Annotated in this window: 11 protein-coding genes; 6 read left to right on the plus strand and 5 right to left on the minus strand. The window is 68.0% G+C overall.

What is annotated here, in order from left to right; translation table 11 throughout:
- Window positions 1–50: 50 nt before the first annotated feature.
- Entirely contained in the window at window positions 51–539 is a 489-nt protein-coding gene (locus BJG92_RS06925) for an Rv3235 family protein (protein WP_232083291.1), read from the minus strand.
- Window positions 540–615: 76 nt separating this feature from the next.
- Window positions 616–1,455: a LysM peptidoglycan-binding domain-containing protein gene (locus BJG92_RS06930; protein ID WP_232083292.1), complete on the minus strand. Its 840-nt coding sequence runs from the start codon at window positions 1,453–1,455 to the stop codon at window positions 616–618.
- Between the two features lie 107 nt (window positions 1,456–1,562).
- On the opposite strand from BJG92_RS06930, the gene BJG92_RS06935 reads away from it, so the two are divergent.
- Window positions 1,563–2,135: a hypothetical protein gene (locus BJG92_RS06935; protein WP_232083293.1), complete on the plus strand. Its 573-nt coding sequence runs from the start codon at window positions 1,563–1,565 to the stop codon at window positions 2,133–2,135.
- Window positions 2,136–2,218: 83 nt separating this feature from the next.
- Here BJG92_RS06935 and BJG92_RS06940 read toward each other — a convergent pair whose 3' ends face one another.
- The gene (locus BJG92_RS06940; RefSeq protein WP_232083294.1) at window positions 2,219–2,434 is read right to left on the minus strand and encodes a helix-turn-helix domain-containing protein; all 216 of its coding nucleotides are present in this window, start codon (window positions 2,432–2,434) and stop codon (window positions 2,219–2,221) included.
- A gap of 150 nt (window positions 2,435–2,584) precedes the next feature.
- Here BJG92_RS06940 and BJG92_RS06945 point away from each other — a divergent pair, with 150 nt between their 5' ends.
- The 4 genes from BJG92_RS06945 to BJG92_RS06960 are packed head-to-tail and all read left to right on the plus strand — an operon-like array spanning window position 2,585 to window position 11,035.
- Window positions 2,585–3,229, plus strand: a complete 645-nt coding sequence (locus BJG92_RS06945) for a hypothetical protein (protein WP_232083295.1) — start codon at window positions 2,585–2,587, stop codon at window positions 3,227–3,229.
- A complete protein-coding gene (locus tag BJG92_RS06950) occupies window positions 3,226–4,569 on the plus strand; it encodes a chromosome partitioning protein (protein WP_232083296.1) in 1,344 nt (447 codons plus the stop codon). The genes BJG92_RS06945 and BJG92_RS06950 overlap by 4 nt, the downstream gene beginning before the upstream one ends.
- 60 nt (window positions 4,570–4,629) lie before the next feature.
- Window positions 4,630–9,525 (plus strand): NAD-glutamate dehydrogenase, encoded by a 4,896-nt coding sequence (locus BJG92_RS06955; protein ID WP_232083297.1) that lies wholly within the window; start codon window positions 4,630–4,632, stop codon window positions 9,523–9,525.
- A gap of 40 nt (window positions 9,526–9,565) precedes the next feature.
- On the plus strand, window positions 9,566–11,035 hold the full coding sequence (locus tag BJG92_RS06960; RefSeq protein ID WP_232083298.1) for a sensor histidine kinase: 1,470 nt from the start codon (window positions 9,566–9,568) through the stop codon (window positions 11,033–11,035).
- A gap of 125 nt (window positions 11,036–11,160) precedes the next feature.
- Here BJG92_RS06960 and BJG92_RS06965 read toward each other — a convergent pair whose 3' ends face one another.
- Entirely contained in the window at window positions 11,161–11,409 is a 249-nt protein-coding gene (locus BJG92_RS06965) for a WhiB family transcriptional regulator (protein ID WP_003804966.1), read from the minus strand.
- Window positions 11,410–11,648: 239 nt separating this feature from the next.
- Here BJG92_RS06965 and BJG92_RS06970 point away from each other — a divergent pair, with 239 nt between their 5' ends.
- Window positions 11,649–12,215, plus strand: a complete 567-nt coding sequence (locus BJG92_RS06970; protein ID WP_374199766.1) for a hypothetical protein — start codon at window positions 11,649–11,651, stop codon at window positions 12,213–12,215.
- A 22-nt stretch (window positions 12,216–12,237) separates the two neighbouring features.
- Here the strand turns inward: BJG92_RS06970 and BJG92_RS06975 are convergent, their stop codons facing one another.
- Window positions 12,238–16,224, minus strand: a complete 3,987-nt coding sequence (locus BJG92_RS06975) for an FtsK/SpoIIIE domain-containing protein (RefSeq protein WP_232083299.1) — start codon at window positions 16,222–16,224, stop codon at window positions 12,238–12,240.
- Window positions 16,225–16,443: the final 219 nt, after the last annotated feature.

The following is a 16,443-nucleotide window of genomic DNA, read 5'->3' on the forward strand; positions in this document are numbered from 1 at the left end:
TCCTTTCGTAGCCCCCCAGCTCGTTCCTTAATGGCCCCGGCGGGGACAGGTCAGCCGATCTCCAGTGCAGTGACCCGCCAGACCAGCCTGCTGCGCTCCAGCCGCAGGGCGACCGCGCGCACGCGCAATTCCTCGACCACCACCGCGCTGGCCTCATAGACATCCTCAGAGACCCGGCAGGCGCGGACGGAGCGGACCGAGGGGTTCCGGTGCAGGCGTCCGGCGGTCGGTGAACTGCCGGAAGGCACCCTGCGGGTCAGGGCCGCCCGGTGCTGAAGCGCCGTGAGGCAGCGTTGGTCAAGCCGCCGGGCCAGCTGTTGCGCCGGCCGGGTGCCGGCGAGCACTTCGATCGCGGCCTGGACGGTGCTGCGCGCAATGAGGCAGATTTCGTGCCCCTCATCGACCACGCGCAGGGTCGGTCCAGCCACCCGGACAGCCTCCCCGGCAGGCGTGCCGGCCGGACCGGTGACGAGGCGGAGAGGCGGGACGGTGGGGAGGGGCGGCGCCGCGGTTTCGCGGATCCCGGTCATTGCGCTCATGATCTTTCCTTTGCTGTGGGCTGGTGTTGGGTTGCTGCTGGGTCTTGTTCCGCTGCTTCGCTTGCGCGGGGTGCCATCAGCTTCCGGACGGGAACCTGAGCACCATTCCGGGTTGCAGCAGGTGCGGGCTCCCGCCGATGACCTCCCGGTTGGCTTGGTACAGCCTGGGCCATTCCCGCGCGACGTCGACGTCGGAGGCGAACGGTCCCAGCCGCGCAGCCGCAAGGCTCCACAGCGAATCTCCGGCGCGGACGGTCACTTCGGTTCCCTCCTCTGCAGGCTCCCTGCTGCGCAGCCGGCCCCCTGCGAGCAGGCCGGGCTCGACCACCGGACTGGACACTTTCCACCGCGGATCGACGTCCGCCGGCGGGGCCGGGGCCGGGGCCGCCGTCGGGACTGCCGTCGGGGCCGCCGTCGGGACTGCCGTCGGGGCCCAGGCGGCGGCCAGCGCCGGGGGAGCCGTCGGGGCGTCGGGCACCGGGGGAACGGCGGCGGTGGCCAGTTGCGCGGTGAGGAGCTGGAGTCCGACGGCGGCCAGGGCCAGGCGGCGCATGAATGCGGGGGCGAACGCTCCGGCGGCCGACGCCGCGCGGCTGCAACCGCGGCGCTCGAGCACGGCGGCGGCCACCGCGATCGCCAGTGACATCATCCACCACACCGTGACGATCAGCCCCGCCGTGTTCGCCACGATTCCGAGCTGGCCCTCGAACCCGAGAGACTGCTGCCGGGCCGAGGAAGACCGCCAGTGCTGCGCCAGCGCGTTGCCGGTTCCGGCAAGGAAGAGGCCCAGCGCCAGGATGACCGCGGACATGGCCGCGTCAGCCTGCAACAGGCGCCGTGCGCCGGGGGCGTGTACCTCTGCTTCGACCATCATCATCGCCTGCGCTTTCACGTCGTTTGATGCTGTTTGATACATTTTAATCTATCTGAGGACAGCTTGGACCTGATTGATATCTTTTGTCTAGGGGTCAGCTGCTCCGGGTGTGGATTGACCGCGGGGGAGGGCCCGCCTACGCTGGCGCCATGCGCTGGGATGCCCTGTTCGATGACATGGAGGCACAGCTGGCTGCCTCGGAACGGTTGGAGCTCGACGCTGAGATCGTGGACCGGGCGCGGGCGGAGACTGCCGCGGTGGAGCTCGCGGACCGGCTCCGGGGTTCGCTGGGACGCAGGATCGGCGTCTACCTCGCGTCCGGATCCGCCTTCGAGGGGACCTTGAGCCATGCGGGCAGCGAGGCGCTGGTCCTGACGGAGCCGCGGCACCAGCTGCTGATTCCCTATGCGGCTGCCGTGCGGTATCTCGGGTTGTCCCGGTTGGCCGTGACCGAGCCGTCCAGAGTCCGGCAGGGGCTCGGGCTCGCCAGTGCCCTGCGGGCGCTGGCACGGGACCGGGCGGCCCTGGCCGTGCTTGTCTCCCGGGGGTCAGCCGGGGAATCCACGCTCCATGGCGTGATCGACAGGGTCGGGCGCGATCATCTGGACCTGGCCGTGACCGCGGACGGGGAGGACCGGCGGGAGGCCAACGTCCGGCAGGTGGCAACCATACCCTTTGCCGCGCTGGCGGCACTCAAGTCGGCCCGCTCCCGGGAGGACTAGCGCGTACTGACGTGTGCACAGGGACCGGTGGACCGGGCTGATGGGCCGCGCGGGGCGCTACGTGGGTCGCCTGCCGGCCGGTCTCAGACCGACTTGGACTTGGCCTGCGCAATCATGCGGCTTGCCTCCGCGTAGCGCTCCTCGATGTACTGCTCGAGCATCTTCTCCTCCACGCGCCACTGGCCCCGTCCCCCCACCTGGATCGCCTTGAGCTCTCCGCTGCGGACCAGCGCATAGGCAGCCGGGGCGTTGATCTGGAGCTGCTCGGCAACGTCTGCTAGCGTCAGGAATCGGGGCATGATCCCATTTTGCCACCGATGGCGCCGACTGGTGCCGTTATCCACACTTTGCACTTGTTTGCCTGCGCATCTTCCCGTCCGGCCACAGAGACGTAACAATGAGGTGCCCGGCACTCACAGCCGGGCGGCGACTACAGGGGGAGCAGGCGCATGAGCGTGAGCACGGGGGCCGGCGGGCCGCGGTTGAAGAAGCCATCCTGGAAAGACCCCCGGCTCCTGATCGGAATCCTGCTTGTCCTGGCCTCCGTTGTCGGGGTCATCTCGCTGCTGGGGGCCGCGGACCAGACCACGGAAGCCTTCGCGGCGCGGGAGCCGATCGCCGTCGGGGAGAACGTGACCGCGGACAAACTGACCCGGGTCAAAGTCCGCCTCGGCGATGTTGAGCAGCACTACCTGGCCCCCGAGTCGGGGCTGACTGAAGGGCTCGTCGCCGTCCAACGGATCGGCAAGGACCAGCTGGTGCCGCGCGGGAGCCTCGGACGGCTTGATGCGCTGGACCGCAAACCGGTGGCGGTGACCATTGATGAAGCCCTGCCCGCCCAGGCCACTGCCGGATCGCGGGTGGACGTCTGGGTGGCCCTTCCCGACGCCCGCAACGGCTTCAGCCAACCGGCCCTGCTGCTGCCGGGGGCTGAAATAGCGCAGATCACGCCGGGCAGCACGGCGCTTGGGTCCGCACGGTCCACGGTGGTGATGGTACTGGTTCCGGACGAACAGATGCCCAAGCTGCTGGGAGCACAGGCGAACAAGGCGAAGATCTCCGTCGTCTGGAATCCGGGCGGGACGTCCCGATGAGCATTCCCGTGGTGACAGTGGGCCACTCCAGCGAGGACCTCGTCGGCGGCCTGGAGCGGCTTCACGGCCCGGTTTCGGTGGTCAGGCGGTGCGGGGAACTCGCCGAACTCCTGGCCGCCTGCCAGAGCGGGCTGGCCCGCGCCGCCGTCGTGGCCGAGGGCAGCGAGGAGCTCACGGCCTCGCTCGTGGACCGGCTCTCCGCCGTCGGGGTTGCCGTCCTGGCGCTGACGGACAGGCCTGAGGAGATGGCGCGGCTGCGGGGGATCGGAGTTGCCGCCGAACTCCCCGGCGTCGGGGCCGCCGCGCTGGCCGGCCGCATCACGGCCGCGGTGGCCCGGCTCGGCGGCGCCGGCTCGCGGCCTGGGCCCGGCGTCGATCTCGCCTATGCCGGCACGGCCGACGCCGAAACCATGTACGACGACACCCAGTACGACGCCGGCACCACCCGGAAGCCGTCCGACGGCGGGCCGCAGCTGGCCGGGACCGGTCAGATCATCGCGGTCTGGGGTCCGGCAGGATCCCCGGGCAGGACCCTGCTCGCGGCCAACATCGCCGGGGAGCTGGCCGCCGAGGGAAAATCGGTGCTGCTGGTGGACGCCGACAGCTACGGCGCCAGTGTGGCAGCCCTGCTCGGCCTGCTGGACGAGGCCGCGGGTCTGGCCCAAGCCTGCAGGCTGGCAGACCAGGGACTGCTCGACGGCGAGGCGTTGCTCAGGATCGCCACCCCGGTCGCCACGAGGTCCGGCACGTTCCGCGTGCTGACCGGGATCACCCGCGCCGAGCGCTGGACCGAGCTCCGCGCCGCGGCGCTCTCGCGGGTGCTGGAGCTCGCGCGGCAGGCCGCCGACGTCACTGTGATCGACACCGGTTTCTGCCTGGAATCTGATGAAGAGCTGAGCTTTGACACGATGGCGCCGCGCCGGAACGCCGCGACACTGCGAAGCCTTGAACTGGCAGACACGGTCTTCGCCGTCGGGGCCGCCGACTCGATCGGAGTGCCGCGGCTGGTCCGGGGCCTGGCCGAGCTTCACGCCGCAGTTCCGGAGGCGTCGCCGCGGGTGGTGCTCAACAAGGTGCGGTCCGCCGCCGTCGGACGTTCCCCGGAACGCCAGCTCCGGGACGCCTGGGAGCGGTACGGTCCGGCCGCGGCACTCTCGGCCTTCCTGCCGGCCGACGCTGCTGTATGCGACGCTGCGCTTCTGTCCGGGTCCCTGCTGCTGGAGACGGCCCCCGACTCGGGCCTGCGCAAAGCCATTGCCGGATTGGTTTGTGCACCTGCCCAGCGGAATCGTAGATCCTCTGTATTTTCTTCCACAGCGGACCGCCGGCTAAAGCGTTAGGCTCGCCATGAGGGCCGCAAAGATGCGGCCGTGAACTTTTTGTGATGGAGGCGTTTGTCGATGTCGTCTGGGTCCAGCGTGCAGGATCAACCCGTTTCGATCAGTGCCGGAGAAGGCTACTTCGGGGACTACTACGAGCACCTTGCGGACGATGACGCGCGGGGGTATGCCCACGATGTCCTGACCGCCAGGGCCGAAACGCACGGCCAGGCGGCCGCGAAACGGCAGCCCGGAATCCCGAGCATCTCCATCCTCGACGAACCGGACTGCAGCGTCGTGTACATCGTCTCGGACGACATGCCGTTCCTGGTGGATTCCGTCAACGCCGAACTGGTCCGGCAAAAATCCCCGATCCACCTTGTCATGCACCCGCTCTTCGTCGTGACGCGCAACCGCGAGACCGGTGACCTGGTCAAAGTGGCCCGCGTCCCCTCCCATTTGGGCATCTCCAGCGGCGACACGGCTGCGATGCCCAATCTGTCGCACCTGATCGCCCAAGGCGACAACGCCTCCCACATGGAGTCCTGGATCGCCGTCGAAATCGACCGCGTGGACGATGAAAAACGCCAGCAGCTGATCGAGGGCATCGGCCGGGTGCTCCGGGACGTCCGGGCCGCCGTCGAGGACTGGCCGAAGATGCGGAACAAGGCGCACCAGATCGCGGAGGACCTCGACAAGGTCGCCAACCCCGCGCAGATCGCCGAACTCCGCCAGGCCCAGGATCTGCTCCGCTGGCTCGACGAAGGAAACTTCACGTTCCTGGGTTACCGGGAATACGACCTGAAGACCGAATCCGACGAGGACGTGCTGGAGCCCAGGGAGGACAGCGGCCTGGGGCTGCTGCGCGGCAGCGCCAGTACCCGTCACCAGATCCAGCACCTGACCGAGGCAGGGCGGAAGAAAGCCCGCGAAAAGCGTGCCCTGGTGATCACCAAGGCCAACTCCCGCTCCACTGTGCACCGTCCGGCCTACCTTGACTACATCGGGGTCAAGAGCTTTGACGCGGCTGGAAACGTCAACGGCGAACGCCGCTTCATCGGGCTTTTCGCGACCACCGCCTACTCCGGCTCCGTCCGCGACATCCCCGTGGTCCGCGAGAAGGTCGCCGCTGTGCTGAACGACGCGGGTTTCCCGCCGGACTCCCACTCCGGCAAGGACCTCCTCGGCATCCTCGAAACCTACCCGCGCGACGAACTCTTCCAGATCGAGATCCCCGATCTCGCAGCTATCGCGACCGGCATCCAGCGGCTGCAGGAACGCCGCAGGACCCGGCTCTTCCTCCGGCCGGACATCTACGGCCGGTTCATGTCCGCCGTCGTCTACCTGCCCCGTGACCGGTACACCACGAACGTTCGGCTGCGCATCGAGCAGGAGCTGCGCGAGACGTTCGATGCCATGTCCATCGACTATGAAGCCCGGATGACCGAATCCGCGCTGGCACGGCTGTTCTTCCGGATCCGGCTTCCCAAGAACGCGGACGTCAGCAACATCAACACCGAAGAGCTGGAGAAGCGGCTGGTCCGGGCGGCCCGCTCGTGGAGCGAAGGCATCGCCGAGGTCCTGCGTGCCGGGGCCGGGAGCGGCGCCGCCGCCGGTGCTGTGGAGGCCGCCGCGGGGCAGACGACCGCCGAGGACCTCGCTGCCGAATGGGCGGAGGCCTTCCCGGCGAACTACCGCATCGACTACGAAGTCGAAGATGCGCTCCAGGACATCGCGCGCTTCGAGATGTACGGCGCGGCCGCCGAGCGGGCCGGGGAGAGCGTCAAAGAACGTCCCGGCGTCCACGTGTACCTGCCGGAAGGCGCCGGGGCCACGCTGGAAGAGGATGCGCGCGTCAAGCTCTACATGCTCGAACCCAAGAGCCTGAGCCAGATCCTGCCCTTCTTCCACAACCTCGGGCTCGAGGTCCTGGATGAACGCCCCTTCGAAATCGAGACGGCGGACCACCGGGACTTCTTCCTCTACGACCTCGGCCTCAAGTACCCGGCCGGGGTGGACCCGGAGGCCACCGGGCGGCTGCTCGCGGATTCCTTCGGCGCCGCCGTGTCCGGTGCCGTGGAATCGGACAGCTTCGACCGGCTGGTGCTCCGCGAAAAGATGCACTGGCGCCAGGTCATCGTCCTGCGCGCCTACGCCAAGTACATGCGCCAGATGGGCAACACCAACTCCTACGGCTTCCTGGCGGACACCCTGCTGGCCAACCCGGACGTGACCCGCTGCCTGAATGCCCTGTTCCAGGCCCGCTTCGACCCGGCCGTGGCCGAGGCTGACCGCCCGTCCAAGTACGACGAGGTCCTCGCCGCACTGGACGCCGCCATCGAACAGGTCGCCACCCTCGACGCGGACCGCGTGCTGCGCACCTTCAAGAACCTGATGCAAGCCACACTGCGGACCAACTACTACCAGAACAAGCCGCACCTGAGCTTCAAACTCAACCCCGCCCAGATCGAGGGACTGCCGTTCCCCACGCCCATGTACGAAATCTGGGTGTACTCGCCCCGGGTCGAGGGCGTGCACCTTCGCTTCGGCAAGGTGGCCCGCGGCGGCCTGCGCTGGTCGGACCGGCGGGAGGATTTCCGCACCGAGATCCTCGGCCTGGTCAAGGCGCAAACCGTCAAGAACGCCGTGATCGTCCCCACCGGTGCCAAGGGCGGCTTCTACGCGAAGCAGCTCCCGGATCCGGCCGCGGACCGCACGGCCTGGATGGCCGAGGGCATCGAGAGCTACAAGACGTTCATCCGTGGGCTCTTGGACATCACCGACAACCTGGTCACGACGCCGGAGGGCGAGACTCTCGTCCCGCCGGCCGACGTCGTCCGTCACGACGACGACGATTCCTACCTCGTCGTCGCGGCTGACAAGGGAACGGCGTCCTTCTCCGACATCGCCAACGGGCTCGCCGCCGAATACGGCTTCTGGCTCGGCGACGCGTTCGCCTCCGGCGGTTCGGTGGGCTATGACCACAAGGCCATGGGCATCACCGCCCGCGGCGCCTGGGAATCCGTCAAGCGCCACTTCAGCGAGCTGGACCTGGACACACAGTCCGAGCCGTTCACCGTCGTCGGCGTCGGGGACATGTCCGGTGACGTTTTCGGCAACGGCATGCTGCTCTCCAAGCACATCCGCCTCCTCGCAGCCTTCGACCACCGGCACATCTTCCTGGATCCCGCCCCGGACGAGGCGGTCTCCTTCGCCGAGCGCGAGCGGCTTTTCGAGCTGCCCCGCTCGTCCTGGGACGACTACAACAAGTCGCTCATCAGCGAAGGCGGCGGCGTGTTTGCCCGCCAGTCCAAGGTCATCCCGGTCTCCGCACAGGTCCGTGCCGCGCTCGGCCTGCCCGAGGGGACCACACAGCTCAGCCCGCCGGAACTGCTCCGCGCGATCCTGCTGGCCCCGGCCGACCTGCTCTACAACGGCGGCATCGGCACGTACGTCAAGGCGAGCACGGAAACCAACGCCGACGTCGGGGACAAGGCCAATGACTCGATCCGCGTCAGCGGCCGGGAACTGCGCGTGAAGGTTGTCGGCGAGGGCGGAAACCTGGGCCTGACGCAGCGCGGGCGCATCGAAGCCGCACTTCAGGGCGTCATCCTCAACACGGATGCGATTGACAACTCCGCGGGCGTGGACTGCTCCGACCACGAGGTCAACATCAAGATCTTCGTGGACCGGATGGTCGCCGCCGGCAAGCTGGACCCCGCCGAACGCGCCGAATTCCTGGCATCGATGACGGACGAGGTCGGCCGGCTGGTGCTGGAGGACAACATCGACCAGAACATCCTCCTCCTCAACGACCGCATGCGGGTGTCCGAGTGGAGCCCCAGCTACGAGCGGCTCATGGACTGGCTAGAGAAAAATGCCGGGCTCAAGCGTGAGCTGGAGGCACTGCCGACCACTGACACGCTGCGGGAGCGGCTGGCGCAGGGGCAGGGTCTGACCTCGCCGGAGCTGGCGGTGCTGGCTGCCTACGCCAAGATCGAGCTTGCCTCGGCCTTGCGCAACAGCGATCTCACCGACGACCCGTGGTTCCGCGAGACGCTGCGGGACTACTTCCCGAAGCAGTTGCGGGAACGGTTCGACGCCGAACTGGACACCCACCCGCTGCGCCGGGAAATCATCGCGACCGTGGTCGCCAACGACATGATCAACATGGGCGGTATCACGTTCGCGTTCCGGGCCATCGAGGAGACGTCGGCCACCGAGGCCGCCGTCGCCAAGGCTTTCGTGGCGCTGCGCGACGTGTACGAACTGGACATCATGGTCGGCGAACTCAACGAGCTGCCGGCGTCCTTCCCGACCGAGCACTGGAGCACCGTCCACCTGGATATCCGCCGGCTCCTGGACCGTGCCGTGCGGTGGGTCCTGGGCCAGAGCAACGCCTCCCGGCCGATCGCCGACATCGTCGGAGAGTTCAAGCCGCTGATGGATCCGATGCGCGCCCGCCTGCTCGAGTACCTGCGCGGCGACGACCGCGCGCGGGTATCGGAATGGCTGGAAAAGGCACGCGGCTGGGAACTGCCGGAGGACCTGGCGCACCGCTGGGCCGAGCTGTTCGAGAGCTTCGTCCTGCTGGACATCGCCAAGATTGTCCACGTCAGCCCGGAACCCGTGGAAAACATCGCCCACGTCTACTACACCGTGTTTGACCGCTTCCACGCGGATTCCCTGCTGGAACGCATCACCAAGCTCCCCAGGAACGACCGCTGGCAGGCGCTGGCACGAGCGGCACTGCGTGATGATCTCTACTCCACCATCTCGGACATGACGACGGCGGTCCTGGAGACGACGCCGCCCGGGATGCCGGCAGAGGAACGTCTGATGGCCTGGGAGAACCAGAACGTCGAGCAATTGGACCGCGCGAAGAGCATGTTTGACGAGGTCAACGCCCTCGAAGCCGATGACATGGCCTCGCTGTCGGTAGCATTGAGGCTCTTGAGGTCAATCGTTCGACGCTGAGGCAGCTTCCCCAGCTGCCCGCGTCGCCAATGGAGGTGCTGTGGCAATCTTTACGGACCCTATCAGGGAGCATGCTGATTTCGGGCCGGGGGATGCCGAGTGGCTGCACCTGCTCGTGGGCGACTGGCAGATGGTCGCGGACCTGGCGTTCGCGGACCTGGCACTGTGGTTTCCGCATCCTGAGCTCGGGTACGTGGCGCTCGCCCACGTCCGCCCCTCCACCTCTCATACGGTGTTCCACGCCGACTTTGTGGGGGAGGGGATCAGGTCGGACCTGTTGCCGCTGGTCGCCAAGGCGTGGGAGAGCCGCAGCATCGAGCGCTCCAACGAGACCAGCTGGAGCAGCGACATGGCCCTGCGGGTCGAGGCTGTGCCGATGGTCCGCAACGGCCGGACGCTGGCCATTGTCACGACCCACATGGACCTTTCAAGCTCCCGGATGCCGTCCCGGCTCGAGCTGACCTACCGCCAGTGCGCCTACGACCTGCTGCGGATGGGCACGCTGGGGCTGTGGCCGGACTTTGCCTCGCCCACCGGCTCCCGCCGCGGTGCGCCGCGCGTCGGCGACGGCCTGATCAGGCTCGACGCCGAGGGAATCGTCCAGTATGCGAGCCCCAACGGCGTCTCCGCCTTCCGCCGGCTCGGCGACGGCGAGTCGCTGGAGGGCAGGAGCCTTGCGGAGGTGACGGCCGGACTCCTGAAGGACCGCCGGCTGGTCGACGAAACGCTGCCGCTGGTGGTCACTGGCCGGATGCCGTGGCGCAGCGAAATCGAGTCGCGCGGGGTGAGCCTGTCCCTGCGCGCCATCCCGCTGCGCGACGAACACCAGCGCTTCGGAGCCCTGGTGCTCTGCCGCGATGTCTCCGAGCTGCGCCGGCGCGAGCTGGAACTCGTGACAAAGGACGCGACCATCCGCGAGATTCACCACCGCGTGAAGAACAATCTGCAAACCGTCGCGGCTCTGCTGCGGATGCAGTCCCGGCGGATGGTCAGCGATGAAGCCAAGCAGGGTCTCGAGCAGGCGATGCGCCGGGTGGCCACGATTGCCCTCGTGCACGAGACGCTGTCCCAGGGGCTGACCCAGAGCGTGGACTTCGATGAGCTCATCGGGCGCCAGTTCCGGCTCTCCGCGGAGGTGGCCTCACCGTCGCAGCAGGTGAAGACACAGCGCTCGGGGCTGTTCGGCGAGCTGCCGAGCGATTTCGCCACCCCCCTGGCGCTGGTGATCAACGAGCTCGTGACCAACGCCGTCGAGCATGGGCTGGAAGGCCGGGCCGGTACGGTCTGGCTGATCGCGGACCGCTCCGAGAGCGAGGACGGCGAGGAGCTGCTCACCGTGACGGTGGCGGACGACGGCGTCGGAATCCCGGTGACGCCCTATGTGGAGGGGCTCGGCCTGCAGATCGTCCGGACCCTGGTGACGAGCGAGCTCGGCGGGAGCATCCAGTGGAAGGCCCGGGAGGGCGGCGGCACCGCCGTCCAGATTGTCCTGAGCCTGGCGACGCGCTAGCTGGCTTGCAGCCGGCCTGTCCCGCCGGCGGTTAACGGGCAATGGCCGCAGACGGAGGTCTGCGGCCATTGCTGTCCAGCCGGTGATAGCGGGTCACCGCGTTCACCGGCGTTTGGGAAACTGGGTCAGGAGGCGCGGCGGGCGCGCGCGGCGCGGCGCTTCAGGGCGCGGCGTTCGTCCTCGCTCATGCCGCCCCAAACTCCGGCGTCCTGGCCGGACTCGAGAGCCCACTGAAGGCAGGTGTCGACAACGGGGCACCGTCGGCAGACACTCTTGGCTTCCTCGATCTGCAGCAGGGCAGGACCGGTGTTTCCTACCGGGAAGAAAAGCTCCGGGTCCTTGTCAAGGCACGCTGCGCGGTTACGCCAATCCATGCTGATCAGTCACTCCATTCCTGGGCACACATTAAATGCCTTTGTGAAATTATTCACTAGAGGCTACATAAGAAAGGGGCCCTCTGGGGCCCCCTCGGTCAACTGGATTAAGCGTGTCATGTTAACGCCGCGTAAACAAGGGGTAGTTGGCTGCGATATGCCGCGGGATCGTGAGCGATGCATCACATTTGCTGGCGGCGCCCTCACATCTAGACGACTATGTCCGGTACTGTGCCAGTGTGTCAAGAGCCTCTGAAGAACCGTCCGAGCGCGATGAGAATCCTCCGGTTGATCCCGCCGGCGCACCTGCGGATCCTTCGGGCGGTGCAGCTGCCGATCCTCCGGGCGCACGTGCGGGCGCTGCCGGAAGCTACCGGGACGGCTCCGACAGGGACGAGTCCGAATCCATTGCAAGGCCGGCAGGCATCTTCGCGATAGCCGTCATTGTGGCGCTCGAGGCCACCGCGTTGTTGGTTGCCGCGGCCTGGTACGGTGGCCAACTCCTGACCGGAGCCCCGGTGCTCTCCTTTTGGGGTGCGGTGTTTACGCTGGGACTCCTGCTGGCTTTTTCCACGTGGCTTTTCGCCGTGGCACGGTTCCTGTTCCGCGGCTACCGCTGGCCGAGGGCCGGTGCCCTGGTTACCCAGCTCTTCACGTTGACCATCGGATTCCCCACCGTGACCGGCGGTTACACTCTAGCCGGTCTGGCCATGCTGCTTCCGGCCGCCGTCGCCATAGTGCTGCTCTTCGACAAGCGTGTTATCGCTTTTGCGTCCCGTGCCGGCGGCACTCCTCCTGCCCTTTAGCCTGCCCGGAAGCGTCCGGCGTTCATGGCGGACGCATGGTGCCGGTTGAGGGGTCGATGGCCAGCTGTACCGTCGTGGCACGTCCGTCGGAGATCACGACGGCGCGCCCCGGCGGAGGGCTGGGGTCGACGTCGAACCGGACGCCAAACACGTCTCCATCCAGCAGGCTTCGCGGCGCGATCAGCACTCCCTGTCCGTGGCTACGCGCGTGGACTGCCAGGGGAACGCGCTGCAGAAGTACCTGGCTGAATCCGGCCGTCAGTACCACTCTCCAGCCAAGGCTGTTCAGGGCGAGCAGCCGGCCGTTGGTATCGGCGGACTGCAGGTCCAGATCATCGGCGAGCAGGATGGCCGCCCGGTCCAGGCTGCCGGCCAGGGCTTCGGCTTGGATCCGGGACCAGTACTCACCGGGGTCCGCCCCCGCCGGCGGACGAAGCCAGGGGACGGAAGGATTGAGGGCAGGAAGCGCGCAGAGCAGGGAGCTCTTCCCCGACCCCCGGGCTCCGAGGACGGCAAGGACACCTGCGCGTGGCAACACGACGTTGGTGGGCAGGAGTTCATCCCCTCCAACGCCGAGGCACAGGCGCCCTTGTCCGGAAAACGGCGGATGGACGCCGCGGCCAAGAACCTCCGCGACTGTCACCAGCGGCGGTAATTGTTCGATCCGGAACGGCCGGCGCTCGGGGTTTCGGCAGAGAGGATTCTGGACAGCGGGGGTAGGACGATCGAAGAGCTGCCCGGCGTGCCCGGCCGTCGAGCTCCCTTCCACGTAGGGGCCGAAAGCCGCCAGCCGGCCGGGGAGCGCTTCCGTTGACGGCAGCCGTGGCCACGCCAGCCGGCCTTCCTCGGTGGAACCGGCCGGAAAGAACGCGCGGTTGGGAATGGCCGCGAAAAACCTTGCCGTCACGAGTTCGCGTTGGCCGGTAGCAAGGACCGTGATTCCTGCCTTCGCCCCATCGCACACGAGGTCGTGGACGAGGTCCTCGGCCCCGGCCAGCGGTCCGGCGCGGAAAGCCGAGGCCCAGGAACCCCAGCCGTTCAGGATCAGCACGAGGTTCGGTGAGTCGCCGGCATCCCCGGCGCTCAACCGGAGCGTCATCTCTTCCGCAAGCCGTTCGAGGACCCTTGCGGCCCTGCGGAGTTCGTGCGGACCCACCGCGGCCCCGACCCTGGCCGACAGCGGGCCGCCGCCGAACGAACCTGCGGCGTCGAGGAGATACAGGTGCGTTTCCTGTTGCCCGGACAGCAGTTGGTCCACAGCGAGGGCCAGGGCTGCATCGGTTCCGCCGGGGCCGCCCCCGACGAGTCCTAGATGGCCGTGCCGGGACGGAGACCAGCGCAACTCGGTGGTGCGTTGTTCTTCGGGCAGGTCGAGTCTCCCCAGCCGGACCATTTCGTGGCCCACGTCTGCGGGCAACGCGTCCAGGGGGAACGCGAGGCGGGCGGGGAGGGGATCGGCAACGGGCCTGCGTGGTGGGCTGCCGCCGAGGGATTCCCACAGTGCCGTTGTCGCTTCTATGAGGGGCGCAAGAGCCCGGGATGAAGAAGAGCCAGCGGTGGGCTCAGGGTCCACGGAAACGCTGGCGGGCGTCCGGCACAGAAACTCGGCGGCGGTCATGACAGCCACGATCACGGGTTCCTCCCGAGCAGCCGATGGAAGAACGGTGGCGGTCTGGAATTCCTCCGGGGCTTCGTTGCCACGTACCACGTACGCACGGCCCGGGACCGTGATGGGGATGGCTGCCGCGAGCTTGGAATTGATGATGTCCAGGGATTCCATCTCGGACTGAACCCGCAGGGCGATAGAGCTGGTCACGTTCGCACGGATATCTGCCGTGATGGAGCCCTGCGGGCGCTGGGTGGCCATGACCAGGTGAATCCCGAGTGAGCGCCCCATCGCCGCGATGCGCATCAGCTCGGCCAATGCTTCCGGCGCTTCCTCCACCAACATCCTGAACTCGTCAATGACAAGCACCAGGTGGGGGAGCTGGAGCTGGGCACCGTCGAGGGACTCGTAGGCCCTGAGATCCGGGGCCCGGCAAGCGCCGAGCAGCTCCTCCCTGCGGCGCACTTCGGCGCGGAGGGAAACCAGGGTCCGGCCGATGTCCTTCGTGCCCAAGTCCGTGAGCAACCCGACGCAGTGTGGCAGGCCGGTCAGCGGCCCAAGGCCGGAGCCGCCCTTGAAATCAATGAACAACAGATTGAGGCGGCCCGGCGGGTGGCTGCCCGCGAGCGAGGCAACAAGGGTCCGCAGGAACTCCGATTTACCGGAACCTGTTGTGCCCGCAACCAGGAAGTGCGGACCGTCCGACTGGAGGTCCAGCCGGACGGGCCCCGAACCACTGATGCCGACCACGGCCGGAAGGCCAGGGTGTAGTGCCGACTCTGACCACCGCCGGGCAATAGCGGTCGCCGACAGGGTGAGGACATCCGAGAGGGAACAGGCGTCGGGGATAGCGGCCGGCGGAGCAGCCTCTTCCGGCACGTCTGCGCTCCCTGACCCGCGGCAGAATCTGTCGAAGACCGGATCCGGAACGAGATCAGGGATGAATTCGAGCGACGCGTGGTCCGAACTCAGCCGGCCGGTGCGCTCGCCGAGAACGACGGACTGGCCGGTGGACGGGCCGGCGTGGGATGCGGGCTCCGTCGCTGAACAATCAATGACCTGCCAACCGTTGCGCGCGGCTGCCGCGCACAAGAGGGACGATCCGGCGCCGGCCAGGATCATGAGCAGACCGCGGTCGTAGCCGTGGCCCGGCCCGGCTTCCAGGGCTGCCAGGGTCGCGGCTTCATCGCAGGACAGAGTTGCTGCAGCCAGGAAACGTGCGTTCAGGGGGAGGGATCCAAGCGGGCCATGAATGAGGACGCGGGTGCGCCGGGCAACGGGGTACACCGCGAGTTGGAGGAGGAAGGAACGGACCAGCCCGGCGACCGCGGATTGCGGGCCGCGGACCGTGGTGGCTGCAGGGGCAGGGTCCAAGGTCACAGGCATCAGGCCCAGAGGCGGCCGCCGGAAAGCGGAATCGGGTGGTTCCAGCCGGATATTCGCCGTCTGTTCCGCCAGTCCGAGGCGCAGCCACACGCGTCCTGGGCCGGCCGGAGATACCGGGAAGGGCCCCGGCGCACCTCGGACCAACAGCTGGGCGGCGGACGGCGCGGACCGCCGTCGTCGTTCCCTGTCCTCGCGCACCGCCGCCCCGACGGCGGACCTCAGTTCGCGGCGCTGCCTTCGCCCCGACACGACCGGAACTAGCACGGACACGGCGGAAACGGCCGTGAAGGCCAGAAACATCCACATCCCGGTGATCACGGCCAGCCCAATCCCGATGGCGAGGGGCAGAACGGCAGTCGCGACGAGGACCCCGCGGTGGGCAGTCGCCGAAGTGGTGGCCACCGTGATGGGATCGGCGACGCTGCACCCGGCCGTGGCCGGGACTCCGGTGTCCGCGGAACCGGTGAATATCAGGGAAATCGAGGAATTGCCGCACCGGACTGAAGACGCCGTAGTCACCGACATGGTGTGCACCCTCCGGCCGTCGACGGTGGTCCCGTTGGCGCTGTTGAGATCGACGATTGTGACGGCGGAATTCGACACGTCCAGCCGGGCGTGTTCCCGGGATAACTCGGCATCCGGGATGACGATCTCCGTTCCGCTCCGCCCGATCCGGTACCGTCCGCGCCGCAACGGGATGACCATGCCGGCGCCCGGCCCGCTACCAACAGTGAGCAGCAGCGGCGACGGCCCCGAGGCGGGCTCGCCAAGCGCGGTTCCGGACTCGGGTCCAAACCCGTCCACCAGGACAACGCCGGAGACGAGGGGCGGTTCCCCGGCGGTCAGGGTGACCAGCGGGGCTCCGTCCACCGTCAGTGTTCCGGTGCCGTAGCGCAGCGCCACCGCCGTCTCAAGCGCCAGGCCGGGGCAGGAGGCAGGGAGCTGGACGGCAAGTTCCAGCGGCCCCGTGGCAAGGCTGGAGCCCGGAGCCGCGACCAAAGTGCAGTGCAGCATCATCGAGTCAAGTCCTTTCCTGCCGTGTCCATTAACATCCACGCTAGGCCTGAGGAGCGCGTCCGGCAGGTGCCCGGCGGCCTATGTGGACAACCGCGCTGAGGCCGCGGGGTCGCGCGGAATTCAGCCTTTCCGGCGTCCTGCCCCGAGTCTCGATTCGCCGGTCCGCGCCCCGTCTCGGGTAGGCTAGAACAGCAGACAATGGACAACGTTGCGCTGCCC

This window comes from Arthrobacter sp. SO5 (genome assembly GCF_020532805.1).
GTDB lineage: Bacteria > Actinomycetota > Actinomycetes > Actinomycetales > Micrococcaceae > Arthrobacter.

What these genes read in the sequence shown, in the direction of transcription:
- BJG92_RS06955 (WP_232083297.1), top strand. Translation starts at nt 4,630, where the DNA reads ATGTCGTCTGGGTCCAGCGTGCAGGATCAACCCGTTTCGATCAGTGCC.
- BJG92_RS06940 (WP_232083294.1), bottom strand. Translation starts at nt 2,434, where the DNA reads ATGCCCCGATTCCTGACGCTAGCAGACGTTGCCGAGCAGCTCCAGATC.
- BJG92_RS06925 (WP_232083291.1), bottom strand. Translation starts at nt 539, where the DNA reads ATGAGCGCAATGACCGGGATCCGCGAAACCGCGGCGCCGCCCCTCCCC.
- BJG92_RS06975 (WP_232083299.1), bottom strand. Translation starts at nt 16,224, where the DNA reads ATGATGCTGCACTGCACTTTGGTCGCGGCTCCGGGCTCCAGCCTTGCC.
- BJG92_RS06935 (WP_232083293.1), top strand. Translation starts at nt 1,563, where the DNA reads ATGCGCTGGGATGCCCTGTTCGATGACATGGAGGCACAGCTGGCTGCC.
- BJG92_RS06930 (WP_232083292.1), bottom strand. Translation starts at nt 1,455, where the DNA reads ATGTATCAAACAGCATCAAACGACGTGAAAGCGCAGGCGATGATGATG.
- BJG92_RS06965 (WP_003804966.1), bottom strand. Translation starts at nt 11,409, where the DNA reads ATGGATTGGCGTAACCGCGCAGCGTGCCTTGACAAGGACCCGGAGCTT.
- BJG92_RS06945 (WP_232083295.1), top strand. Translation starts at nt 2,585, where the DNA reads ATGAGCGTGAGCACGGGGGCCGGCGGGCCGCGGTTGAAGAAGCCATCC.
- BJG92_RS06950 (WP_232083296.1), top strand. Translation starts at nt 3,226, where the DNA reads ATGAGCATTCCCGTGGTGACAGTGGGCCACTCCAGCGAGGACCTCGTC.